Annotated in this window: 19 protein-coding genes and 1 tRNA gene; 3 read left to right on the top strand and 17 right to left on the bottom strand. The window is 64.4% G+C overall.

The genetic code is table 11. The features are described 5' to 3' along the window. Positions 1-27 precede the first annotated feature (27 nt). From AIOL_RS11975 to AIOL_RS11930, 10 genes are all read right to left on the bottom strand, one after another. Positions 28-627 (bottom strand): superoxide dismutase, encoded by a 600-nt coding sequence (locus tag AIOL_RS11975; protein ID WP_049643188.1) that lies wholly within the window; start codon positions 625-627, stop codon positions 28-30. A gap of 110 nt (positions 628-737) precedes the next feature. Next, positions 738-2,279 carry a flotillin family protein gene (locus AIOL_RS11970; protein ID WP_049643187.1) on the bottom strand — a complete coding sequence of 514 codons (1,542 nt, stop codon included), beginning with the start codon at positions 2,277-2,279 and terminating at the stop codon, positions 738-740. Between the two features lie 12 nt (positions 2,280-2,291). Continuing rightward, complete coding sequence (locus AIOL_RS11965; RefSeq protein ID WP_049643186.1) at positions 2,292-3,080, bottom strand: coniferyl-alcohol dehydrogenase; 789 nt, start codon at positions 3,078-3,080, stop codon at positions 2,292-2,294. After that, on the bottom strand, positions 3,080-4,552 hold the full coding sequence (locus AIOL_RS11960) for an aldehyde dehydrogenase family protein (RefSeq protein WP_049643185.1): 1,473 nt from the start codon (positions 4,550-4,552) through the stop codon (positions 3,080-3,082). Before AIOL_RS11960 ends, AIOL_RS11965 begins: the two co-directional genes overlap by 1 nt. Before the next feature lies 1 nt (position 4,553). Then, a complete protein-coding gene (locus AIOL_RS11955) occupies positions 4,554-5,684 on the bottom strand; it encodes an ABC transporter ATP-binding protein (RefSeq protein WP_049643184.1) in 1,131 nt (376 codons plus the stop codon). Between the two features lie 77 nt (positions 5,685-5,761). Beyond that, on the bottom strand, positions 5,762-6,502 hold the full coding sequence (locus AIOL_RS11950) for an ABC transporter ATP-binding protein (RefSeq protein ID WP_049643183.1): 741 nt from the start codon (positions 6,500-6,502) through the stop codon (positions 5,762-5,764). Further along, complete coding sequence (locus AIOL_RS11945; RefSeq protein WP_049643182.1) at positions 6,499-7,434, bottom strand: branched-chain amino acid ABC transporter permease; 936 nt, start codon at positions 7,432-7,434, stop codon at positions 6,499-6,501. Before AIOL_RS11945 ends, AIOL_RS11950 begins: the two co-directional genes overlap by 4 nt. Then, positions 7,431-8,297 carry a branched-chain amino acid ABC transporter permease gene (locus AIOL_RS11940; protein ID WP_049643181.1) on the bottom strand — a complete coding sequence of 289 codons (867 nt, stop codon included), beginning with the start codon at positions 8,295-8,297 and terminating at the stop codon, positions 7,431-7,433. Before AIOL_RS11940 ends, AIOL_RS11945 begins: the two co-directional genes overlap by 4 nt. Positions 8,298-8,348: 51 nt before the next feature. After that, positions 8,349-9,557, bottom strand: a complete 1,209-nt coding sequence (locus tag AIOL_RS11935; RefSeq protein ID WP_049643180.1) for an amino acid ABC transporter substrate-binding protein — start codon at positions 9,555-9,557, stop codon at positions 8,349-8,351. Between the two features lie 265 nt (positions 9,558-9,822). Then, the gene (locus AIOL_RS11930; protein WP_049643179.1) at positions 9,823-11,895 is read right to left on the bottom strand and encodes a DEAD/DEAH box helicase; all 2,073 of its coding nucleotides are present in this window, start codon (positions 11,893-11,895) and stop codon (positions 9,823-9,825) included. Between the two features lie 304 nt (positions 11,896-12,199). Between AIOL_RS11930 and AIOL_RS11925 the strand changes: the two genes are divergently transcribed. Continuing rightward, positions 12,200-13,423, top strand: a complete 1,224-nt coding sequence (locus AIOL_RS11925; RefSeq protein ID WP_049643178.1) for an MFS transporter — start codon at positions 12,200-12,202, stop codon at positions 13,421-13,423. A gap of 89 nt (positions 13,424-13,512) precedes the next feature. Next, entirely contained in the window at positions 13,513-13,743 is a 231-nt protein-coding gene (gene purS / locus AIOL_RS11920) for a phosphoribosylformylglycinamidine synthase subunit PurS (protein WP_049643177.1), read from the top strand. Between the two features lie 13 nt (positions 13,744-13,756). Here the strand turns inward: purS and AIOL_RS11915 are convergent, their stop codons facing one another. The 5 genes from AIOL_RS11915 to AIOL_RS11895 form a co-directional block, all read right to left on the bottom strand. Continuing rightward, on the bottom strand, positions 13,757-14,161 hold the full coding sequence (locus AIOL_RS11915; RefSeq protein ID WP_049643176.1) for a hypothetical protein: 405 nt from the start codon (positions 14,159-14,161) through the stop codon (positions 13,757-13,759). A gap of 508 nt (positions 14,162-14,669) precedes the next feature. Then, positions 14,670-14,743, bottom strand: a tRNA-Gly gene (locus AIOL_RS11910). 36 nt (positions 14,744-14,779) lie between these two features. Further along, complete coding sequence (locus tag AIOL_RS11905) at positions 14,780-16,309, bottom strand: phospholipase effector Tle1 domain-containing protein (protein WP_049643175.1); 1,530 nt, start codon at positions 16,307-16,309, stop codon at positions 14,780-14,782. Positions 16,310-16,393: 84 nt separating this feature from the next. Then, on the bottom strand, positions 16,394-16,801 hold the full coding sequence (locus AIOL_RS11900) for a (R)-mandelonitrile lyase (protein WP_049643174.1): 408 nt from the start codon (positions 16,799-16,801) through the stop codon (positions 16,394-16,396). A 300-nt stretch (positions 16,802-17,101) separates the two neighbouring features. Further along, the gene (locus AIOL_RS11895; RefSeq protein ID WP_049643173.1) at positions 17,102-19,135 is read right to left on the bottom strand and encodes an ASKHA domain-containing protein; all 2,034 of its coding nucleotides are present in this window, start codon (positions 19,133-19,135) and stop codon (positions 17,102-17,104) included. A gap of 534 nt (positions 19,136-19,669) precedes the next feature. Here AIOL_RS11895 and AIOL_RS11890 point away from each other — a divergent pair. Next, positions 19,670-20,716 (top strand): CobW family GTP-binding protein, encoded by a 1,047-nt coding sequence (locus AIOL_RS11890; RefSeq protein WP_049643172.1) that lies wholly within the window; start codon positions 19,670-19,672, stop codon positions 20,714-20,716. Positions 20,717-20,830: 114 nt separating this feature from the next. On the opposite strand, the gene AIOL_RS11885 is transcribed toward AIOL_RS11890, so the two are convergent. Further along, positions 20,831-21,412 (bottom strand): retropepsin-like aspartic protease family protein, encoded by a 582-nt coding sequence (locus AIOL_RS11885; protein ID WP_049643171.1) that lies wholly within the window; start codon positions 21,410-21,412, stop codon positions 20,831-20,833. 42 nt (positions 21,413-21,454) lie between these two features. Continuing rightward, positions 21,455-22,090, bottom strand: a complete 636-nt coding sequence (locus AIOL_RS11880; RefSeq protein WP_049643170.1) for a MarC family protein — start codon at positions 22,088-22,090, stop codon at positions 21,455-21,457.

The raw sequence follows: 22,090 nt of genomic DNA, 5'->3' as shown, positions 1-22,090 counted from the left end.
ACATTCAGATCAAGCTGCCAGCAGGGATTACATCCGGCTGGCGACGTTCTCCCAGTTCACCAGGTTGTCGAGGAAGTTCGACAGGTAGGCGGGGCGCTTGTTGCGGAAGTCGATGTAGTAGGAATGCTCCCACACGTCGCAGCCCAGCAGGGCGGTCTGGCCAAAGCAGAGCGGGTTCACGCCGTTCTCGGTCTTGGTCACGGCCAGCCCGCCATCGGCGTTCTTGACCAGCCAGCACCAGCCCGAGCCGAACTGGCCCGCGCCCGCGGCGGAGAACTGCGCCTTGAACTCGTCAACCGAGCCGAAGCTTTCGGTCAAAGCGGCCTCAAGTTCGCCCGGCATCTTGCTCTCGCCCGGGCCCATCATCTCCCAGAACTGGTTGTGGTTCCAAAGCTGGCTGATGTTGTTGAAGATGCCATTCTGGGCCACAGCGGAGGCGTCATAGGTGCCCCCGATGATCTCTTCGAGGCTCTTGCCGTCCCACTCGGTGCCCGCAATCGCCGCGTTGCCGTTGGTGACATAGGCGTTGTGATGCAGGTCGTGGTGGTACTCAAGCGTCTCTTTGGACATACCAGCGCCGGCCAGAGCGTCATGCGCGTAGGGAAGATCGGGAAGTTCGAATGCCATGGGTAGGGCCCCCTCTAGGTGGAAATTTCGCTACCTGCTTGATGTGCCCTGAGGCACCATAAGGTCAAGAGGGAAGCGGCAATTCTAGGCGATAGTGCGTTCGGACTTAGTTAGCCCTTGTTTCGGTCCGGATTGTCTTTCGCCTCGAGGGTTTCGTCCAATGAAAGCCCCATCTGGTCGCCGAGCTTTTTCAGCAGGGGCAGTTGCACGGCCATCTCCATGATCGAATCCATGGCCGCGCCCACCGGGGTCTTGTGGCCGGCCTCGCCGCTGCCGCTGCCGGAGCCGCCGAGCCCCGTCACATGGTTGACGTTGATCGACTTGATCTTCTCGGCGGGCTTGACCATCTGGGCGACGATGCCGGGCATGGCCTCTAGGCGCGCCTTCTCCAGCTCCATCGCCACGAGCGCCTCAGAGCGGGCGTTCTCAGCCTCGATCCGGGCGCGGTTGGCGTCAGCCTGGGCGACCTGAGCGGCTTTCTCGGCCTCGGCCTCCTCGCGGCGGGCGGCGGCGCGGTCCTTGGAGGTGGCCTTGTCGCTCTCGGCGGCGATGGCGGCGCGGGTGGCGGCGGTCTTAGCCTCGGCCTCGGCGTTCACTTGGTTGAGCTGCGCGCGGCGCTCGGCCTCGGCCAGGGCGCGGGCGGTTTCCACCGCCTCAGAGGCTTTGACGGCTTCGGCGCGGGCGGCATCGGCCTCGACCTGGGCGCGGCTCTCCTCTTGGCTCTTGGCGGCGATGGCGATTTGGCGGTCCTGCTCGGCAATCGTCAGGGCCTGCTCGCGCTGGACCTCTGCGGCCTGAATCGAGCGCTCCATTTCGATCTTGGCCTGGGTCGCGGCGCGTTCGCTATCAGCCTTGCGAGCGGCGACCTCGGCGATCTGGGCGGCCGCCAGGGTCTCGATCTCCTGCGCCTGGGCGATCTCGGCGCGGCGCTCTTCGAGGTCGATCTCTAGCCGCTTGCGGCTGGCCTCCATGGCGGCGCGGCGCACGGCGACCTCTGACTCTGCGTCGATCTCGGCGCGCTCTTTCTTAGACTTCGCAATGACTTCCGCGAGCTTCCTCATGCCAACCGCGTTAAAGGCGTTGTTCTCGTCCAGCGCGGCAAAGGGCGTCTGGTCCAGCGCGGTCAGCGAGACATTGTCGAGCTGCAAGCCGTAACGCCCCAGCGCTTCGCCCAGCATGTCGCGCACCTCGGCCACGAACTGCGCGCGGTTCTCGTGCAGCTCGTCCATGGTCATGCGCGCCGCAACCGAGCGCAGCGCGTCCACCATCATCCCGTCAATCAGCGCGCGCAGCTCGTCGCGCTGAAACGTGCGCTGGCCCAGGGTCTGCGCGGCGCGGGTGATCGCGTCCTCATCGGGCACCACGGAGACGTAGAACTCGGCGCCCACATCGACCCGCAGCCGGTCCTGGGTGATCAACGAGCTCTCGCCCTGGCGCGCCACATCAAGCCTGAGCGTCGCCATGTTGACCTTTGAAATCTCATGGAAATACGGGATCGCCAGCACGCCGCCGTCAATCACCACGCGCCGGCCGCCGACGCCGGTGCGCAACAGCGAGATCTCGTTGGTCGCCCGCTCATAGAACCAGGCCGCCACCACGATGATGACCGCGGCGAGTATGAGTAGCAGGATGATCCAGCCAGCGATGCCCATCTGATTTCCCCTCTAAAGCCCGTGCGCTTTGCACGTGAGATTTGATGCCATGCCGCCATCGGCCTGGATGTTGAAGCCACGGATCCACTGCGTCATGTCGCTGAGCAGAAAGGCGATCACCGGCGCGATGTCCTGCGGCGTGCCCGGGCGGTCCATGGTGTCGCGGTCCTCTTTGGCGCGCTCGCCCAGCGTCTCGATGAAGTCCGGCAAGATCGGCGTGTCGACGGGGCCGGGGCTGACCGCATTCATGCGGATGCCCCGGTCGCGCCAGGTCCAGCGATTCTGCATGGTCCAGACGAGCAGCGCCTCCTTGGAGAAAAAGTAGCTGCGCCCGCCCTCGCTGGAGACCTGCCAGCGCGAGATGAACGCGTCCAAATTGTCCCAGGTGAGTGTCTCAGAGGCCTTGATCGCGTCCACCGCCTTGGGCCAGCCATGCCCCGCCAGCGAGGCCACATTCACTATACTGGCCCCGTCGGCGAGCTTGGGAACGATCTTATAGGTCAGGTGCTTAAGCCCCAGAAGGTTCACCTTCAGCAGGATATCGGCGGGCTTGGTGGGCGGCAGCCCCGCGTTGTTGACCAGCCCGTCGATGCCGTCCGGCAGTACGTCCACAAGCGCGTCGATGGTGGCGCGGTCCGAGAGATCCGCGCGGTAGAACTCCTCGACATTGTCGAAGTTCTTGGTCAGGTCGACGCCCAGCACCTCGGCGCCTTGTTCGGTGAGGATGCGCGCGGTCTCGGCGCCGATGCCCGATGAAGACCCCGTGACGACGATGCGTTTGCCTTTAACCAGATCGCGCATCAGAACACCGGCGGGAATTGCTTGCCGCCGCGATCATAGGTGATCCAGCGGGTCTCAGAGAAGCTCTCGAACGACCAGCGCCCGCCATAGCGGCCAATGCCGCTGGCCTTGGTGCCGCCGAATGGCGCATGCGCCTCGTCATTGATGGTCGAGCAGTTCACATGGGTCATGCCGTTCTCCATATGGTGCGACATGGCCTGGGCGCGCTGCTCATTGGCGGTGATGATCGCCGAGGACAGCCCGTACTCGGTGTCGTTGTTCATTGCCACGGCCTCGGCGTCGGTCCTGAAGGGCACGACCACGGCCACGGGGCCAAAGGTCTCGTCGCGCCAGATATCCATCTGAGGGGTGACATGGGTGACGATGGTGGGCTCGACAAAGCGGCCGTTCACGCCGCCGCCAAGGGCGATCTGCGCGCCCTTCGCTTTGGCGTCCTCCAGCTGGTGCCGCACCCGCTCGGCCTGGCGGTCGTTGATCAAGGGCCCGATAACATTGGATTTATCCGCCACGTTGCCGGTCTTGAGCTTGCTGGCGCGGGCGACGAACCCGTCCAGGAACTGCTGATAGACCTGCTCTTGCACCAGCACCTTCTCGACGCTCATGCAAATCTGGCCCTGATGCATGAATGCGCCGAAGCTGGCGGCGGAGGTCGCGCGCTCCATATTGCCGTCCTCCAGCACGATCAGGCTGTCCTTGCCGCCAAGCTCGATGCAGCATTTCTTGAGATGGGCGCCGCATTTCGCGGCGATCCTGCGCCCCACGGCGGTGGAGCCGGTGAAGGCCACGCCCTTGACCCGCGGATCATCCACCAGCGCGTCGCCCACCGCGGCCACGTTCTCGCGAGAGCAGCTGACAACGTTGAAGACCCCCGCGGGGATGCCGGCCTCTTCCATGATCTCGGCAAAGAAGAGCCCGCCGGAATAGGGCGTCTCCTCGGAGGGCTTCAGCACGATGCAATTCCCGGCTGCCATGGTGAAGCTATACTGCCGCGTGGCGAGAATTCCCTGGGCATTCCAGGGGGATATCACGCCGATCACCCCCATCGGCACCCGCACAGCGGTCGAGACCTTGCCCTGCAGCGAGGGCAGGACCTCGCCCACCGGCGCATAGCAGGTGGCCGCGGCGGCGCGCAGGATCTCGGGGATCGCCTTGGTCTCGTAGACGCCTTTGCCGTACCAGCCGCCGCCTTCGAACTGCGCCGCCGCGACATAGTCGGGCGCGCGGCGCTCGACGATTTCGGCGGCCTTGAGCATCAGCTCGGCGCGGTGCTGGAAGGGCAGGGCGGACCATTCAGGGAAGGCGTCCTGGGCCGCGGCGATGGCGGCCTGCATCTCGGGGACGCCCGCATCGGGCGCGCGGCTCCAGACCGAGCCGTCTGAGGGGTTCATCACGTCGAACTGGCCCGGCCCGGCGCGCCAGGCGCCGCCGATGAAATGGCCTTTGATCTGGGGGGCGTTGGTCGTGTCTAACATCTCAATCCCTTTCGAACTGGCCCGAGGGGCGGCGGCGGAAGACCTCGACACGGGGGCGCCTGTAGACCTCGATGACGGGCGGTTTCGCTGTGAAGGAAGGAGGTCGGTCTTGCGTCGGTGTCGCGTCGGTGTCGGTTGCAGCGCGCGAAACGCGCGCCCGTGCCGCCTGCGCGGCGGCCTCAATGTCGCGGAGCACGACCTGCACGCGGTCCTGCGCCAGCTTTGATGCGGCGGCGGCGGTCTCTGGCGCCGCTGTGCGCGGCGCTTGGGCCGAGACCGTGGCCGCGGTGGCCACCATGTCGTCAACGGAGAAGCCGTAGTCTTGGCTGGGCCTGTTTAGCGACGCTGTTGGTGGCTTGGGCGGGGGTGCATCATCGGCCTTGACGGGTGTCTTCGGCGTGTGCTTTGGCGCAGCTGCCTTGCCAGAGCCGCCAAGATAGGCCTTCTGCACGGCGGCATCCGTGGCCAGCCGTGCAGCGCTGTCCTCATGGGTGATCTGTGTGTTCTCCAGAAGATAACCACGGTCGGCGATGGCCAGGCTCTGCTTGGCGTTCTGCTCGACCAGGAGCACGCCGATGCCCAGCTCCCTGACCAGCGAGAGGTTCTGGAATAGCTCTTTGCACAGCAAGGGCGAGAGGCCCAAAGAGGGCTCGTCCAGCATCAGGATCTGCGGCGCCGACATCATCGCGCGCCCGATGGCGACCATCTGCTGCTCGCCGCCCGACATAGTGCGCGCGATCTGCCCCTGCCGCTCGCGCAGCTTGGGAAAGAGCCGCATCACGCGGTCCAGGTTGCTGCCCTCATCGGCGCGCGCGCGCTTGGAATAGGCGCCCAGCAAGAGGTTCTCGCGCACGGTGAGGTCGCCGAAGATCCCGCGCCCCTCGGGCACCAAGGCGACGCCGCGCTCGACGATCTCGTCCGAGCCGAGCCCGGCCAGAGGCGTGCCACCCAGGGTGACTGCGCCAGAGACCTGTCCCTCGCAGATGCCGGCAATGGCGCGCAGCAGGGTGGACTTGCCCGCGCCGTTAGCGCCGAGGATCACCACGATCTCGCCCGCGGCGACGCTCAGGCTGACCTCGTTCAGCGCGGGATGCGCGCCATAGGCGGCGGACAAGGCGCGGACCTCAAGCATGGGCGGGCCCTCGCGTCTGGGCGCCGCAAATTTCTTCCAAGAAATTTGCAAAACTCTTGCAAGAGTTTTGGATCGCCTCACGCATCGTCATCCCCCAGATAGGCCCGGATCACCTCGCGGTCGCTCAGCACCTCGTCCGGCGTGCCCTCGGCGATCTTGGCGCCCGAGGACATCACCACGCAGCGGTCGCAGAGCGCCCGGATCGCGTCCATCACATGCTCCACCAGGATGACCGTGCGGCCCTCGTCGCGCAAGGCGTGGATCAGGTCGATGCCGGTCTCCAGCTCGGTGGGGTTCAGCCCGGCCAGCCATTCGTCCAAGAGCAGCACCTCGGGCTCGCCCGCCAGGGCGCGGGCCAGCTCGACGCGCTTTTGGTCAATATAGGTCAGCGCCGAGACCGGCGCGTCCGCCATCGCGTCCAGCCCCACCCGGTCCAGCATGTCATGGGCGATGTCCACCGCGTCGCCGCCCCAGCGGCGGCTATGGCCGAACACGGCGCCCGCCATGACGTTCTCGAGCACGGTGAGCCCTGGCAGCAGCCGCACCAGCTGAAAGGTCCGGCCCACGCCGACCCGCGCGATGTTCTGGGCCGGCATCCCCGACAGGCGCCGCCCGCGCATGGTGATCCGCCCCGCCGAAGGCCGGAACACGCCGGAGATCATGTTCATCATCGTGGTCTTTCCCGAGCCGTTCGGCCCGATCACACCCACCATCTCGTGGTTGCCCACGTCAAAGCTCATGTCATTCACCGCAACCAACCCGCCAAAGCGCTTGGTCACGCCGCGCACGCGCAGGATGGGGGTGCCGGTGGGGCTCATGAGCGGCCCTCCCGGATCTTGCTGCGCAGTTGCTCCAGGCGCCCCACCACGCCATGCGGCAGCACGTAGACGATCAACAGGAAGGCCACGCCGATGAACAGCGTGGACTGGTTCGGCAGGTTGCCGTTGATCCAGTTCCAGATCAGCAGGAAGGGGACCACGCCCACGATGGGCGCCCATAGCCGCGTGGTGCCCCCAAGCAGTGCCATGATCACCACCAGGAAGGAGATATGCGGCGAGAAGACCTGGTTGGCCTCAATATAGCTCCACCGCGGGGCCACGATGGCGCCCACAAGGGCCGCGAAGAACCCCGTGGTGGTGAAGAGGATCACCTTGGCCATCGCCGTGTTGATGCCCACATGCCGCGCCACGGTCTCGTCATTGCCGATGATGCGCAGCGCAAACCCCAGCCGCGAGCGGTTGATGACCCAGCCCAGCAGGTAGACCACCGCCACCACCGCCAGGAGCATCCAGTAATAGTGCTGGTCCCGGAAGTCGGAGAAGATGAGGAACCCGTGCGAGCCCAGAAAGTTGTTCTGGATCCAGCTCACCAGGTTGCGGATCATCTCGGCCAGGCCGAGCGTGAAGATCACAAAGTAGACGCCCGTCAGCCGCAGCGTCGCCAGCCCGATCAGCGCCGCCAGCACCCCGCCAGCCAAGGCGGCCACGGCGATCATCAGCCAGAACGGCAGCTCGTAATCCGCCATCCCCATCGCCACGATCAGCCCGCCCAGCCCATAGAAGGCCGCCGTGGCAAGGCTGATGTAATGCGTGGGGCCCGAGAACAGCGCCCACGAGATCGCGAGTGCCGCGAACATCATCATATCCAGCCCGACGCCGATATGCAGGTTACTGCCCACCAGCGGGAAGAGCGCGGCCAGCACCACCAGCACCGCCACGATCAAGAGCTCCAGATAGCCGCTGGGCCTCATGTGGTGCGCCTCCCAAAGAGGCCCTGGGGCCGGAACAAGAGGATCAGCACGAAGATGAGATAGGCCGCCGCCAGCGTCAGCCCAGGGTCGATCAGCGTCGCCACTGCCGTTTCGACCACGCCCAGGATCACCGCCGCCACGATGGCGCCGCGGATGTCGCCAACGCCGCCCATGATCACGATGATCAGCGCCTTCAGGGTGAAGACCACCCCGATGGAGGCGTCCAGCGTGATGAAGGTCGAGATCAGCGCCCCGCCCGCCGCCGCCACCGCGCCGCCAAGCGCGAAGGCCAGCGCCGACATGCGCGGCACGTTGATGCCCACCAGGCCTGAGGCCTCGGTCGAGACCGACACCGCCCGCATCGCCACGCCGGTCCGCGTGTGGTTCAGCCACAGATACAGCCCGCCGCCGATCCCCACCGCCGCCAGAAACGCGATCACCCGGTTCACCGAGGTGGTGGAGCCGATGATCGAGATCGGCTCGGAGAGGTACTTATAGGCAAAATACCCGCCCTCGATAGAGAACATCACTCCCATGATGATGAAGGACATCCCGAAGGTCGCCAGGATGCTATCCACCTCCAGCGCGCCTTGGGTCTTGGCGCGCCGCACCAGCGGCGTCAGCAGGAAGCGGTAGATCAGCCAGTTCCCCGCAAAGGCCGCCAGGGCGGCGGCGATGACGGTAATGTAGGGGTTGAGCTCACGCGTGGTGTAAAGCCAAAAGGCCGCCAGCGCGCCAAGGACCAGCACCTCGCCATTCGCGAGGTTCATGATCCGTGCCACGCCGTATTGCAGGTTGAGCCCCATCGCGACGAGCGCGTAGGTGCCAGACAGCAAAAGACCAGAGACGAGGATGTCGAGCATTGCGGGGATCTAAGCGGGTAGGATGGGGTTAAACCCCATCCTACGCCTGTCTTACTCGGCCCATCCTTCCTTGGCGCGCACCGGCACGGCGCCTTCGACGTCAGAGCCCTTCACGCCGCGGAACACGCCGTCCTGCCACTGGCCCACGGACCAGAAGGTGTTCGAGACGTTGTTCTCAAAGCTCAGATCGCCCATGACCGTGTCAAAGGAGTTGTCCTTGATATACTGCGTCACGGTTTCCTTATCCAAGGTGCCGGCGCCCTCGATGGCCTGCTCGAGGATCTGCATCGCGGCATAGGTGTTGGCCGAGGCCCAGTAATCGGCGACCTTGCCGGTCTTCTCCTCATGCGCGGCGCGGTACTCGGCGATCTTGGGGTCGTCCACATTGGTGCCACCGGCGCCGAGGACGTTGTTGATCTTATTGCCATAGGCGCCCTTGAACGCCGGGAAGCTCGTCGCCACCGCGGAGTAGTAAAGCGAGACGTCCAGATCCTCGATGATCGCCTGCTCGGCCAGCCCAAAGCTGTCGGGCGGGTAGGACCAGGCCACAAAGGCCTTGGCGCCGCTGTCCTTGGCGCCCTTCATCACCGGGCTCAGGTCCGGGGTGCCCAGCGGGTAGGACTTGTCATAGACGATGTCGAACCCTTCCTCGGCGAACCGGCTGCGGGCGATATCCGCCAGCTCGATGCCAAAGGCGTCGGCCACGTTCACCATGGCGACCTCGTTGCCGATGACGCCCGCGTCGCGCTGCTCGACCAGGATCTCGGCCACGCCGTTGATGAAAGCGGTGGTGGTGCCCAGCGTGAAGAACAGGTTGGGGTAGCGGCTGGTCAGCTCGTCCATCTTGTCGGTGATGGCGGAGACCGCGATCACCGGGTAGCCATAGCGGCCATAGATTGGTGCTGCAGCGATGTTGAACCCGGTGCCGTAGGGCGCGATCACAAAGTCGACCTTGTCCTGCTCGGCCAGGCGCTGCGCCAGCTTGATGTGCTCGCCGGGGTTGGTCTTGTCGTCATACTCGACCACTTCGAGCATCATCTGCGTGCCGCCGACATTCAGCCCGCCGCGCTCGTTCACAAGCTTGGCCCAGAGCTCGACATTCGGCCATTGCGTCACCGCCGCGCCGCCAGCGAGGGGGCCGGTCTTGGGTGCGATCGAGCCGATCTTGATCACGTCCTGCGCGAGGGCCGCGCCGCCCATCAGGGCGGTTGAGGCGACCATGCCAGCGGCGGCCAGCTTCATCAAATTCCTGCGTATCATCTTTCGTTCCTCCCTAAACGATGCCCCTTGCTTTGTCGCAAGCTGCGGCGCGCCAAGGCGAATCGGCGCGCGTGCGGGCGTGATATAAGTGAAAGGTTGCAAGCAGAATGGCTTGTGCCGCAACGATTTTGCGCGGCCCGGTCATTATTCTTATGGCGGCGGAGAAAATCTTATGCGCCGCGTTACCCTCTTCCGGGGCGTTCCGGCCAGCTCTGCCTCATTGAAGGGCAGACCTGGCCGGCCAAATGCGAACCCGGTCCAAACTCTATTTCTTATGGGGGGCTTGTTTGCCATTTGCCGTCGCTGCACGGGCGCGGTTCTTCTTGCTGCTTGGTTTGCCCTTTGGCGGAGGCGGCCCCTTACGGGCCTCACTGCGGCCCTCACTGCGGCGCTTGGGGGGATCGAGCTCCCCGGCCTTGGCGTTTGGGGCGCTGTCCTTGCCAGGTTTCGACTTGGGGCCGGTATGCGATACCGGGGGCTTTCGCTTGCCCGGCGCGGGTTTCTTGGCGGCATCCGCGGGCGGAGCGCTGGCCTTAGGCGCTTTCGGTGCGCGCGGCTTGCGCTCCTCTGGCTTGGTGGGCTTTCGGTCCTCTGGCTTTGGCTTGCTGCGGCGCGGCTCTGCGGCGTCGTTGCGGTCCGCGAACGGCTTGCCGCTCTTACGGGGCTCGGGGCGAGAGTCTGGACGAGACTCTGGGCGCGGCTCGGGGCGTTGCTGGGGCGATTTCTCGAACCTGCGCTCGGGTTTCGCGCCTCTTGCGTCGGAAAGCTCTGGCGCCTTGTCCAGGCGCGCAAGCCGTTTGGACCCCTCGATTTTCATGCCGGGGCCAATGGCGGCCAGGAAGTCATCAACGCTGGTTTCGCGGATCTCGACAAAGGACTGCTCGTCGGTGATCCGGATCGCGCCGATATCCGTCTTGGTGATATTGCCCGCCTTGCAGATCATCGGCAGCAGGTGCCGCGGCGAGGCGTTGTGGTTGCGCCCTTCCGACACCGAGAACCAGACGCTGGCGCCGAAGGGTTCGCGGGGTTTGCGCGGCTCGTGCACGGCCTCGCCAAGCTCTTCGGGCGGGGAATGTCGCAGCTTATACTGGCGGATATAGGCGGCGGCGATCTGCTCGGGGGTGAACTGTTCCACCAGTTTCTCGACGGAGTCGCGCTCGCTCTCGGTGATGGCGAGTTGCCAATCATCCGCCGCGAGCATGCGGTCCTGGTCGCGCGCATGGACATCGGTCGCAGAGGGCGCGGCGCCCCATTCCGCCTTCAGCTTGGCGGATCTCAGCAGGCGTTCGGTCTTGTTGCGCGCCGCCGGCACCACGACCAAGGCGCTGACGCCCTTGCGCCCGGCGCGGCCGGTGCGGCCCGACCGGTGCAGCAGCGTTTCGTGGTTGTTGGGCAGCTCGGCATGCACGACCAGGTCAAGCTTGGGCAGGTCAATGCCGCGCGCCGCGACATCCGTGGCGACGCAGACCCTGGCGCGACCGTCCCGCATGGCCTGCAACGCGTTCGAGCGCTCGCTTTGGGTCAGCTCTCCGGACAGCGCGACCACGGGAAAGCCGCGGTTGGACAGCCGCGTGGTCAGGCGCGAGACCATCGCGCGGGTGTTGCAGAAGACAATCGCGTTGGGTGCCTCGTAATAGCGCAGCACGTTGATGACGGCGTTCTCGCCGTCGCGCGCGGCGACCATCATGGCGCGGTAATCGATATCGGCGTGCTGGATCTTGTCGCCGATGGTCGAGATGCGCTCGGCGTCGCGCTGATAGCTCCTTGCAAGCGCGGCAATAGAGCTGGGGACCGTGGCCGAGAACAGCAGCGTCTGGCGTTCCTGCGGGGTGGCCTCAAGGATGAACTCAAGGTCCTCGCGAAAGCCCAGGTCGAGCATCTCATCGGCCTCGTCCAGCACCACCGACCGCAGATTGGTCAGGTCGATCGAGCCGCGCATGATGTGGTCGCGCAAGCGCCCCGGCGTAGCCACGACCAGATGCGCGCCGCGGGCCAGGGCGCGACGCTCGTCGCGCATATCCATGCCGCCCACGCAAGAGGCCAGTGACGCGCCCGCATCCGCATAAAGCCAGCCGAGCTCGCGTTTTACCTGCAGAGCCAGTTCGCGCGTCGGGGCGATGATCAGCGCCAGCGGATGGCCCGCCGGACCGAAACGGTCCTCGTCGCCCAGCAATGTGGGCGCAATCGCCAGCCCGAACGCGACCGTCTTGCCAGAGCCGGTCTGGGCTGAGACCAAGAGGTCCCGGCCTTGCAGTTCGGGTTCGGAGACGGCCTGCTGGACCGGCGTCAAACTATCATAGCCCTTACGGGCGAGCACATCTGCGATGGTTTTTTTCAAAGCTGAGATTCTTTGTGTTTGGGATGTGACGCGCGCGGGGTTGGGTCACAAGCCCGGCATCGTCCAAGGGCGCCTGTTAACGGGTGGCGCGGGCTTTGTATAGGACCGTTTTTGAGTTCAGCTTAACGCCCCCCCGCTTTGCCCCGTGTGTTGGATGTGGTTGCCCGCTTCTGGTCGCGGGCGATTATCGCCGCTTTAGGGGTTGCCGGTTTTGGGTTTCGGTTTCGGGCGCGGTGGCATGCATAACGTGTTATTGAGCCCTGGTCGAATTTCTGAGAGGGTCCTTCTATAAGGAACAACGCGCATGAAGACGGACGCCCCATCTGATCCCCCGAATGCCCAGCTGAACTCTGCGATCTTCGCAGGTTGCATGGTGGCTTTCCTGGGGTTTGGTTTCGCGGCGACGTTTGGGGTGTTTCTGGCGCCGATCTCTGCGGATCTGGGCTGGGGGCGCGAGGTGTTCTCATTCTCGGTGGCCGTGCAGCTTTTGACCTGGGGCTTCGTGCAGCCCATCGCAGGCGCCGTCGCCGACCGTTATGGCACCGCGCGGGTGCTAGTCTTTGGCGCGCTGGCGGCGGGGGCGGGGTTCGCGCTGCGCGGCGTGACCACGGACCCAACCTTGTTCATCCTCACCGGCGTGCTGGCCGGGGCAGGGACCGGCGCGGCCTCTTTCCCCATCGTGGTGGGCGCGCTTGGCAAGATCGTCTCGCCCGAGCGGCGCAGCTTTATCCTGGGGCTGGGCACCGCGGCGGCCTCGCTAGGGATGTTCATGGCCGCGCCCACCGCCACGGCGATGATCGCGCGTACTGGTTGGTCGACCTCGCTTATGATCATCGGCGCGAGCTTCCTTCTGATCCTGCCCTTCCTGCTGGCCATCGCGCGGGTGTCAAAGCCCACGGCTGCGGGCTCGAGCGCGCAGGATTTCGGCGACGCGCTTGGCATCGCCTTCCGGGACCGCAGCTATCTGTGCCTGTTCTTTGGGTTTTTCGTCTGCGGGTTCCACGTGGCCTTCATCCAGACGCATCTTCCGGCCTATGTGAGCGATCTGGGGCTGGCAAGCTGGGTCGGGGCCTGGTCGCTGGCGCTGATCGGGCTTTTCAACATCGCGGGGACGTTCTCTTCGGGCTGGGCGGGGCAGGTCCTGTCGAAGAAATGGGTGCTGAGCGGGATCTACCTGGCGCGGGCCTGCGTGATCGCGGTCTTCGTCCTGACGCCGATCTCGGCGGGCTCGGTGCTGGTATTCTCGGCGGTGATGGGGCTCCTGTGGCTGTCTACCGTGCCCTTGACGATGGGGCTGGTGGCGTTGACGCAGGGCCTGCGGTTCCTGTCCACGCTGACGGGGTTGGTGTTTCTCAGCCACCAGACGGGCAGCTTCATGGGGGCCTGGCTGGGCGGGCGGCTTTACGATCTGAACCAGGATTACACGCCGATGTGGTGGGCCGCGGTGGTGCTGGGCCTCCTGGCGGCGCTGATCCACCTGCCGATCCGCGAGGCGCCGGGGCCGCTGGCGCAAAAGACCGCAGAGTAGCTTTGCGCGCGAAAGCGGGTCAACGGCTTGCCCCTATCTGCCCCCTCGGCTATCAGCGCAGCCAACGCAGTTGCCCCGGAGATGCCCCGATGAAAGCCAAGGTCCATGTCATGCTCAAGAACGGCGTTCTGGACCCGCAGGGCGAGGCCATTCGGCACTCGCTTGGGACGCTGGGGTTCGAGGGCGTGGGCAGCGTGCGCCAGGGCAAGGTGATCGAGCTGGACCTTGCCGAGGGCACCACCGAGGACAAGGTGCGCGAGATGTGCGAGAAGCTGCTCGCCAACACTGTCATCGAGAGCTACGCGATCGAGATGGGCTAGGCGCCTCGCCGTCCTAGTACTCGAAATTGTTGCGCGAGAACCGGATTTCGGTTTTCGAGATATCGCCGCCCCAGGGTTTGGATGTCACTTTGCAACGCGCAACAGACGCGGTCTCATCCTTGAGTCTCGGAAAGTACTTTACGTTAAGCAAAGTGCGCCCATTCAGGCGCAGTTTTGCCCCTCGCATTAGCTGCCGATCCACGTTTCCGGGCACGTTCCCGCGGTTGAAGTAAGCGCCGCAAACAGCGATCTTGCCGCCACTTTCGATGAGCTTGTAAAGGACGAGTGTCTGGCCGCCGCCGCGCCAATTGGTGCCGCCGACCTCGAAGGAATCATCCAACGGGATTGTTTGTGCGGAGAGTTGCGCCGGGATGGCTAGCATTAAGGTTGCAATCAATGTGGCTATGAGTTTTCGCATGCGTCCTCACAAATTTAAGTCAATGCTTTAGCATCGTCTGCGCTTTGATTGAAATTGCAAGGCGTCAAATCAGTTTCCGGGTTAAATTTTTGTCCGTCACTCCTGGTTTGCGGAACGCGTGTCAAGTTGTGGAGATATATGTGGAAACCGTATCTGCATATGCGGCAAAGGCGGCCATGTCGTAGCTCTTGCCTAGGGTCCACCGGTCTCATGTTTGTGCAATAATTGCGGGTCGCGCAGTTCATGGGGGTGCGCGAGGCCTTGTTAGAGACTCAATAGGCGGATCAAGGGCTCCGATAGTATCGACATACGGATGGGGATTGCGCGCGACCTGGCAGCGAACAGCACAAGATCCCCATCGGACATATTGCTCTGATGGGGGTCGCCGCGGTTCCCTGCGAATTCTATCGGGAATCCAGAGAGCAACGCCGAGTGGCACACCTACATGGGCGACATTGATGCGGGCGCGCAAAAGCTCGCCTCACCAACAATTAAGGAAGAGAATTTTTGGAGCGGGTAACGGGAATTGAACCCGTAACTTAAGCTTGGGAAGCTCGCGTGATACCTTTTCACCATACCCGCTTGGGAGGTCGTGTTTAGCCCGCCGCGGGGGCGGGGTCAATCGCCCTTGGCCTGGTTCGGCGCATCGGGATTGGGCTGGTTGAGCCAACCATTGATCCACCAGTCTTGGGCTTCGCCCACTGGGTCGCGCGTGACGTTCTCGGGGTCATAGCCGCAGTCCGGATCGGCCTTGCGCAGATAAACGCTGTCGTCGATCTGGTGGCTCTGAGGGATCTGGCGCGGCTCCAAGAGCGGAAGGTAAAACGGGTTGAGGCGGCGGAACCACGCGGGGGGCTTTTGATCGCGCCGTCCGACCCATTTCGGTGGCAGCAGCTCCAAAATCAACCAGACCCAACTGGCGCGCGGTTTGGCACCATCGGTGAAGATCGAGTTATGAATCGGGGCGCAGTGATCGGGCTCGGAATAGGGGATTTTGGCGGCGTTGACGCCAGGCTTGTTGTTGAAAACCTTGCCTTCTAGGTAGACTTCGCGGCGGTTGCCCGTAAAGCGCAGGCCGGGGGCAGGGCGGTGGCCGGGGACCGCCGTGACCTCTGGCTTACCGTCGGCCACGCGTGCGGCGTTCAGGATCTTGAGGTCCTCGGCATCGGCCTCTTCCTCGCGCTGGGTCAGCCGGTCCAGGATCCACAGCGCGGTGATCTTGCCGATGCCGCTCTCGTTCTCGGCATACCCGCCGCCGATGTCGCTGTGATAGCCCGGGAACCAGCGCTGATCGACATATTGCATGCGCTCGGGCCCGCGCTTGAACCGGTTGCCATAGTAGACGCGATAGGCGGGGTTGTCCGTCCAGTTCAAGTTGCGAAAGAAGCTGCGCCGCTCGTCCACGGCCATGGCGTGGGTGACGATGCGCACCGATCCGTTCGCCGCCGTGCTGCGGTGCAGGGCGTGCTTGCCCACCACTGCCAGGGACCAGTTCTGGGGGATCGTGTACCAGGGCCAATCCAGCCGGATGATCGAGGCCACGGTGTCGAAGAGCAAGAGCGCCCGGATCGGCGCGATGGTGGGCCGCAGCACGCGGTCGAATTGGCGCAAGGCGCGGAACCGCACCGAGGCCGTCTCGTTCTCGTCGTCACGCTTTGTCAGGCTGCGATAGGCGCGGAACGCGGGCGCGACCAGGTGCAACTGGTCGGGGGCCACGAGGCCGAAATCATGGATGAACCCCGCCAGAACCCGCGCCGCATAGGCCCCGCGGGAGAAGCCGGTGACATAGATCTGGTCCCCCTCAATGCCGCGGCTGTCCTTGCGCGGATCGTCATCCGGCAGGTCCTCATGTTCTTTCTCCCACGCCTTGGAGTAGAATTCTGGCCCTCGGTAGGTTTTGCACAGCCAGCGGTAGCCACGCAGCACGTCGTCCTCCAGCCCGTAACCGAAGGCGAGGCCCAGCACACCGAAGAATTTTTGTGAAGGACGGATGTTGACTGAGTTGCCGTCATTGGTCCCGACCCCCATGACATAGAACGTCAGCTGGTTCTCATCCTGGGTGAACCCGCGGTAGAACTTGACGATGTTGGTCTCGCCGTCACCGATCTCGTTGCCGGTGCCGTCCATGCAGACGATGAGCTTTCGCATCCTGCGTCCCCCTCAATGCGACTTAAACAATGCGTGCAGGAAAGCATGGGGATGGGTCTTCGATCAACCCAGGGGTTAAATTTGCTAAGCCCGATCCGCGCCGTATTCAGCGTCGGTGACGTGCTCCAACCAGGTGGAGGTCGCGCCGTCCGCGTCGGCCTCTTGGATCGCAATGTGGCTCATGCCCACATCCGGGGAGGCGCCGTGCCAGTGCTTCTCGCCCGCGGGGATTGAGACCACATCGCCCGGCGTGATCTCGTGGATCGCCTCGCCCTCCTGCTGGACCAGACCCTTGCCCGCAGTGACTACCAGGGTCTGACCGTAAGGGTGATGGTGCCAGGCGGTGCGGGCGCCGGGCTCAAAGGTCACCTGGACGGCGCGCACGCGGCCCGGCTCTGGGATAGCATTGATGGGGTCCATGCGGACCTGGCCCGTGAAGTAATCCGGCGATGGCGTAAGGCTGGGGCGGGACCCGGCGCGGTGGATATTCATGCTATGCTCCAGTGGCAATGACGCGTTTGTATTCGGCGTAGAATACAGGGCTTTTTCGCGCAGTCACCCAAAAAGGGCCGGACCAACGGGTTCGATCAGGCGTGGCGCTTGCGTGTAGGCGCAGCGACTAGCACAGCGCGCGGCGTCGATTTCTTTCAAGAAATCGGCAAAACTCTTCAAAGAGTTTTGCGTCGCGAGTGTTGCAAGGCCTCGCCCTGGTAGGTCTTGATCGCCGCGCGCCGGTCCGACTTCCTTGGAAGGAAGTCGCAAATCTCTTGCAAGAGATTTGGTGGTGCTGCGCTATCCGCGTCGCCGCCGTCTGCGCCCGCCGCCCTCAGCCTCGCCCGAGTTGAAGCTGACCGCGGGCAGATCCACGACCGCGTTGAGGATCGGGAAGGGCTCCACCGAATTTGGGATCGCAGAGGCGTTCACGAAATGCTCCTGAAAGCGCGGCTCCACCGCGGTCTCCACCTTGTGGATCTGGCGTACAGTCTCTTCGATTTCGCTCCGGGCCGCGCGATTGAGCAGCGCGATCCGCGCGCCGGTGCCCGCGGCGTTGCCGGCGCTTGTGACCTTTTCGATCTCGCAATCGGGGATCATGCCCAGCACCATGGCGTGTTTGGGCGAGATATGCGCGCCAAACGCCCCCGCCAGGACCACGCGGTCCACGGTGTCGACCTCTAGCTTATCCATCAACAGCCGCGCGCCGGAGTAAAGCGCCGCCTTGGCCATCTGGATCGCGCGGATATCGGGGTTTGTGACCGTGATCAGCGGCCCGCCCTCGGCGCTGCCGTCATGCAGCACATAGCTATGGGTGCGCCCATCGGCGATGCAACGCGGCGTGCCCACTTGGTCGGCGGAGCCGATTAGCCCCGAGGCGTCCACGATCCCCGCCAGCCGCATCTCGGCGATCGCCTCGATGATGCCAGAGCCGCAGATGCCGGTGATCCCCGTGGTGGCCACGGCCTCGGCAAAGCCCGCCTCGTCCGACCACACATCCGAGCCGATCACGCGAAAGCGCGGCTCCTTGGTGATGGGATTGATCTCGACACCCTCGATGGCGCCCGGTGCCGCGCGCTGGCCCGCGCTGATCTGCGCGCCCTCAAAGGCGGGCCCGGTGGGTGAGGAGCAGGCCAGAACGCCGTCCTTGCTACCCAGGAGGATCTCGGCATTCGTGCCGACATCCACGACCAGAACCAGGTCCTGGGACTTGTCGGGCGCCTCGGACAGGGCCACCGCCGCGGCGTCCGCGCCCACATGCCCCGCGATGCAGGGCAAGAGGTAGACGCGGGCCGACTGGTGGATCGCCAGGTCCAGGTCATCGGCGCGCAGCCGCAGCGCGCGCGAAGTCCCCAGCGCGAAAGGCGCCTGGCCCAGCTCGAACGGATCGATTCCCAGCAAAAGGTGGTGCATCACCGGGTTGCAAACCATCACCACATCCACGATCAGCGCCTTGTCGATGGCCGCCTCTGCCGCGATCTGGGTGAACAAGGCGTTCATTCCCTCGCGCACGGCATGGGTCATCTCCTTGTCGCCGCCGGGGTTCATCATTGCATAGCTGACCCGGCTCATCAGGTCCTCGCCAAAGCGGATCTGCGGGTTCATCAACCCGCTGGAGGCCACCACCTCGCCCGATTGCAGGTCGCATAGATGCGCCGCGATCGTGGTCGAGCCCAGATCCACCGCCATGCCGTAGACCGTGCCGTCATAATAGCCCGGCCAGAGCTGCATGATGCGCGGCGGGTTCTCTTCGTCGCCCAGATGCACGGCCACGGTGACCTTCCAGGCGCCCTTGCGCAGAATCGGCTGCATCACTTGCAGGATGTGCAGGTCGGCCTTGACGTCCTTAAGCTCCCACTGCGCGTCTAGGGCCTCGACCAGGCGCTCCAGATCGCCGGTGGGCTTGTGCATGTCGGGCTCTTCGACCTCGACGTAGAAGAGCTTTACCGCGGGGTCCATGATGATGTCGCGGGCCTCGGCGCGCTTGCGCACGACCTGCTTGTGGACCTGGCTCTCGGGGGGGACGTCCACCACGATGTCGCCCTGCACAGTGGCTTGGCAGCCCAGGCGGCGGCCTTTGGTGAGCCCGCGGATGCGATCATAGCGCTCTTCAACGCTGTTCCACTCGTTCAGCGCGCCCTCGGCAACGGTGACGCCATGCTTGGGAAACTCGCCATAGCTGGGCGTGATCTGGCATTTCGAGCAAATGCCGCGCCCACCGCAGACGCTATCCAGGTCGACACCAAGCTGGCGCGCGGCGGTCAGGATGGGCGTGCCGACGGGGAACCGGCCGCGCTTGCCGGAGGGGGTAAAGATAACAAGCGGATCGTCCATGGGGCCTTTGAACCTTTGTTTTGGCGCAGCATAGCGGCACCGGCGGCGCGCGAAAGCGGCGTGGCGTCGCAATAGGTTCTGTCTGCGGCATCATTTGGTCGTTCACCAGTGGCTGGGTGATATTAGGCCTAGGAGCGGACATTGAGATCAAGTGCACCGAGCTTGACCCGGGGCCTCCACCTTGAGCCAAGCGCAACGCGGGCAGCGGCCGACCTGGAGGACGCCTGCGCGACAGTTCTGTGTTGCGAGCGATCTTCGACAACGCCAGCGTTCCAATGGGTTGCGACGTTGCAAAAGCGGCCTCCTTGGGGAGGTCGGCCGCTGCCCGAGGCAAGCTCGGGCGGTTGCATTGTTTGGGTTCCGTCGCGTCTGGTGTCGGCAAGGGTTGTCAGGACGGTGCGCTTGAATTCAAAGGTCGGATCCAGCTCAAGTAGTCGTTCATTTTGAGCAAGAAGTCGGGGCTTCCCCAGCCCCCGAAATCGCGCGACTATTGGCTTCTGGAATCGCGCGCACTCAGGAAACACTCCGCCGGTTATGAACAAAACCCGCCTTCCGATAACGTTGCTGACCGGCTTTCTCGGCGCCGGAAAGTCGACGCTGCTTAATAGGGTCCTGGTGGACGAGCGGTCCGGGCGGCTTGCGATCATTGTGAACGAGTTCGGGGATGTGGGGCTGGATCACGACCTGATTCAGGCCACGGACGAGGATGTAACGCTGCTCTCTTCCGGCTGCATCTGCTGCTCGATCCGGGGCGACCTCGCAACTACAATCCCGAGCCTTTTGGAGCGGCGTGCCTCGGGTGCTTTGCAGTTTGACCGCATCGTGATTGAAACCACGGGCCTTGCGGATCCCGGTCCGATCCAGCGCACGCTGTTGACGGACCCGGCTTTGGCCGGCGCGGTCCAACTGGATGGCATTATCACGCTTGCGGATGCGGTGAACGGGCAGCGGACATTGGATGCGCAGTTCGAGGCGGTCTCGCAGGTGGCGATGGCCGATTTGATCGTTTTGACAAAGACCGATTTGGCCACGACCTCCGCGGCGCGCGCGTTGCGAAAACGGCTGCTGGGCCTGAACGAGACGGCGCGCGTCGTGGAGGTGGCGGATGTTGTCGCGTCGCCGGGCATGCTTTGGGGGCGTTCGGGTGGCCGCTGGGACGTCACAGCGCGCGAGGCGCTGGACTGGCTCACGCCAAAGCCTTTGGTCGAGGCCATGGACCCCTTGGCAAACCTGTCAGGCATGGCCGCAACCGCCGCGCCGCAACCGGTGGCATTGCCCCATGATGGGCGCATCAGCTCCGCGTCTCTGGTCCTTGATCGCCCCATTAAGCGCGCCAAATTGAGCAAATGGATCAGTAACCTGATGGATCAGCGCGGCTCGGATATCCTGCGCATAAAGGGGATCGTGTTTCTGGGGGGCGAACCGCTGCCCTATGTCTTCCACGGCGTGCAGCACACATTCGACAGCCCGGTGCCGTTAGAGGGCTGGCAGGCCGGGGACACGACGTCGCGGATCGTGATGATTGCGCGCGATATCTCCTCAAGGAGGTTGGAACGGCTCTTGGACAAGCTGCGACGTTAGGGGGCGCAGCTCGTCGCGAAGTTCAAGACAACACCCGTCGATCCGGCCGATCAAGGTAATAGCATGCAGAGCCCGCCGCATCAGCTGCGCGCCTCGTGACCAGGCAAGCGGGGGTTACCGGTGCAGCACCAACATGTCGTCGGCGATCTCGATCCGGTCAAACCGCTGCAGGTAGGCCATTCCCAAGAGCGAACCGATCAACTCGCCCTCGTTCACCCAAACGGTGACATTGCGATCGACGATGTCGCCGACCTCGAACAGGTCAATCACCGCGCGGGCAGAGCGCACCTGGCCATTGGCGGTGTTGGCGATGCCGGAATAGATGAGGCTGTCGAGGTCGACACCGACCTTTTCGGCGTCCTGGCGGCTCAGCACGATATCGGTCGCGCCGGTGTCCACGATGAAATCTATCCGCTGCCCGTCCAGATCAGCGCGCAGGTAGTAGTGCCCATCCTGCTGCCGCGGCAGCTCGATACGGGCCTCGTCGGCAAAGACGGCCTGCTGCGGCACCAGATCGCGCCGCACATCCTCCCAAAGCCCATAGCCGGCCACGAGGCCAAGGATGATGAGCGCCCAAAGCAATCCATGGCGCAGCATCGTGCCCAGCTGCTTGCGATTGGCCAAAAGCGCATAGCCCGCGATCACGCTGCCCAAGAGCGCTAAGTAGATCAGTCTTGCCGTCTCGTCGCCGGTCATAGGCACCTCCTGCAAGTCAGATAGGCGCGAATTCGGGAATTGTCAGCCCTTTGGGGCCATAACAAGCCCGAGATCCGCCGCCCCGTCGACCACGAACTGAACAGAAAGCGCCGCCAAAAGCATCCCCAGAAGGCGCGTCACCACCATGATCCCCGTGGGTCCCAGGATGCGCTCCAATGTTCCCGCGGTCAAAAACAGCACGAAAACCAGGGCGATCACGCCCAGCATCGCCAGGTGCACGCCGAGCACGGTCTCCCAAGGGGTGCCCGGTGCGCCCGCCAAAAGAACCATTGTGGCCATCGCGCCGGGACCGGCGATCAGCGGCAGGGCGAGGGGGAAGACCGAGGGGTCCTCGGAGGGGTCATCCTCGTCGGCGCGGTCCTTGCGGCGCTTGGTGCGCCGCTCAAAGAGCATGTCGAGCGCGGTCAGGAACAGCAGGATCCCGCCCGCGATGCGGAAGGCCGGCATGGAGATCCCAACAGCGCCCAGCAAAGCGTCCCCCAGCAGGCCAAACAGCGTCAGCAAGGCCAAGGCCACGAAGCAGGCGCGCAGGGCGATGCGGCGCCTGGCCTTGGCGCTCATGCCCTGCGTCAGGGCGACAAAGAGCGGCGCCAAACCAATCGGGTCTATGATCACGAAGAGCGCGGTGAACACCGTGAGCAGGGCAATGGGATCCAT

This window comes from Candidatus Rhodobacter oscarellae (genome assembly GCF_001078595.1).
Lineage (GTDB): Bacteria > Pseudomonadota > Alphaproteobacteria > Rhodobacterales > Rhodobacteraceae > Rhodobacter_B > Rhodobacter_B oscarellae.
The sequence above is the reverse complement of the archived record's forward strand: the minus strand, read 5'-3'. Positions and strand labels throughout refer to the sequence as shown.

Excerpts from the sequence above, each read along its gene's own strand:
- AIOL_RS11975 (WP_049643188.1), bottom strand. The coding sequence starts at position 627 with ATGGCATTCGAACTTCCCGATCTTCCCTACGCGCATGACGCTCTGGCC.
- AIOL_RS11970 (WP_049643187.1), bottom strand. The coding sequence starts at position 2,279 with ATGGGCATCGCTGGCTGGATCATCCTGCTACTCATACTCGCCGCGGTC.
- AIOL_RS11965 (WP_049643186.1), bottom strand. The coding sequence starts at position 3,080 with ATGCGCGATCTGGTTAAAGGCAAACGCATCGTCGTCACGGGGTCTTCA.
- AIOL_RS11960 (WP_049643185.1), bottom strand. The coding sequence starts at position 4,552 with ATGTTAGACACGACCAACGCCCCCCAGATCAAAGGCCATTTCATCGGC.
- AIOL_RS11955 (WP_049643184.1), bottom strand. The coding sequence starts at position 5,684 with ATGCTTGAGGTCCGCGCCTTGTCCGCCGCCTATGGCGCGCATCCCGCG.
- AIOL_RS11950 (WP_049643183.1), bottom strand. The coding sequence starts at position 6,502 with ATGAGCCCCACCGGCACCCCCATCCTGCGCGTGCGCGGCGTGACCAAG.
- AIOL_RS11945 (WP_049643182.1), bottom strand. The coding sequence starts at position 7,434 with ATGAGGCCCAGCGGCTATCTGGAGCTCTTGATCGTGGCGGTGCTGGTG.
- AIOL_RS11940 (WP_049643181.1), bottom strand. The coding sequence starts at position 8,297 with ATGCTCGACATCCTCGTCTCTGGTCTTTTGCTGTCTGGCACCTACGCG.
- AIOL_RS11935 (WP_049643180.1), bottom strand. The coding sequence starts at position 9,557 with ATGATACGCAGGAATTTGATGAAGCTGGCCGCCGCTGGCATGGTCGCC.
- AIOL_RS11925 (WP_049643178.1), top strand. The coding sequence starts at position 12,200 with ATGAAGACGGACGCCCCATCTGATCCCCCGAATGCCCAGCTGAACTCT.
- purS (WP_049643177.1), top strand. The coding sequence starts at position 13,513 with ATGAAAGCCAAGGTCCATGTCATGCTCAAGAACGGCGTTCTGGACCCG.
- AIOL_RS11915 (WP_049643176.1), bottom strand. The coding sequence starts at position 14,161 with ATGCGAAAACTCATAGCCACATTGATTGCAACCTTAATGCTAGCCATC.
- AIOL_RS11905 (WP_049643175.1), bottom strand. The coding sequence starts at position 16,309 with ATGCGAAAGCTCATCGTCTGCATGGACGGCACCGGCAACGAGATCGGT.
- AIOL_RS11900 (WP_049643174.1), bottom strand. The coding sequence starts at position 16,801 with ATGAATATCCACCGCGCCGGGTCCCGCCCCAGCCTTACGCCATCGCCG.
- AIOL_RS11895 (WP_049643173.1), bottom strand. The coding sequence starts at position 19,135 with ATGGACGATCCGCTTGTTATCTTTACCCCCTCCGGCAAGCGCGGCCGG.
- AIOL_RS11890 (WP_049643172.1), top strand. The coding sequence starts at position 19,670 with ATGAACAAAACCCGCCTTCCGATAACGTTGCTGACCGGCTTTCTCGGC.
- AIOL_RS11885 (WP_049643171.1), bottom strand. The coding sequence starts at position 21,412 with ATGACCGGCGACGAGACGGCAAGACTGATCTACTTAGCGCTCTTGGGC.
- AIOL_RS11880 (WP_049643170.1), bottom strand. The coding sequence starts at position 22,090 with ATGGATCCCATTGCCCTGCTCACGGTGTTCACCGCGCTCTTCGTGATC.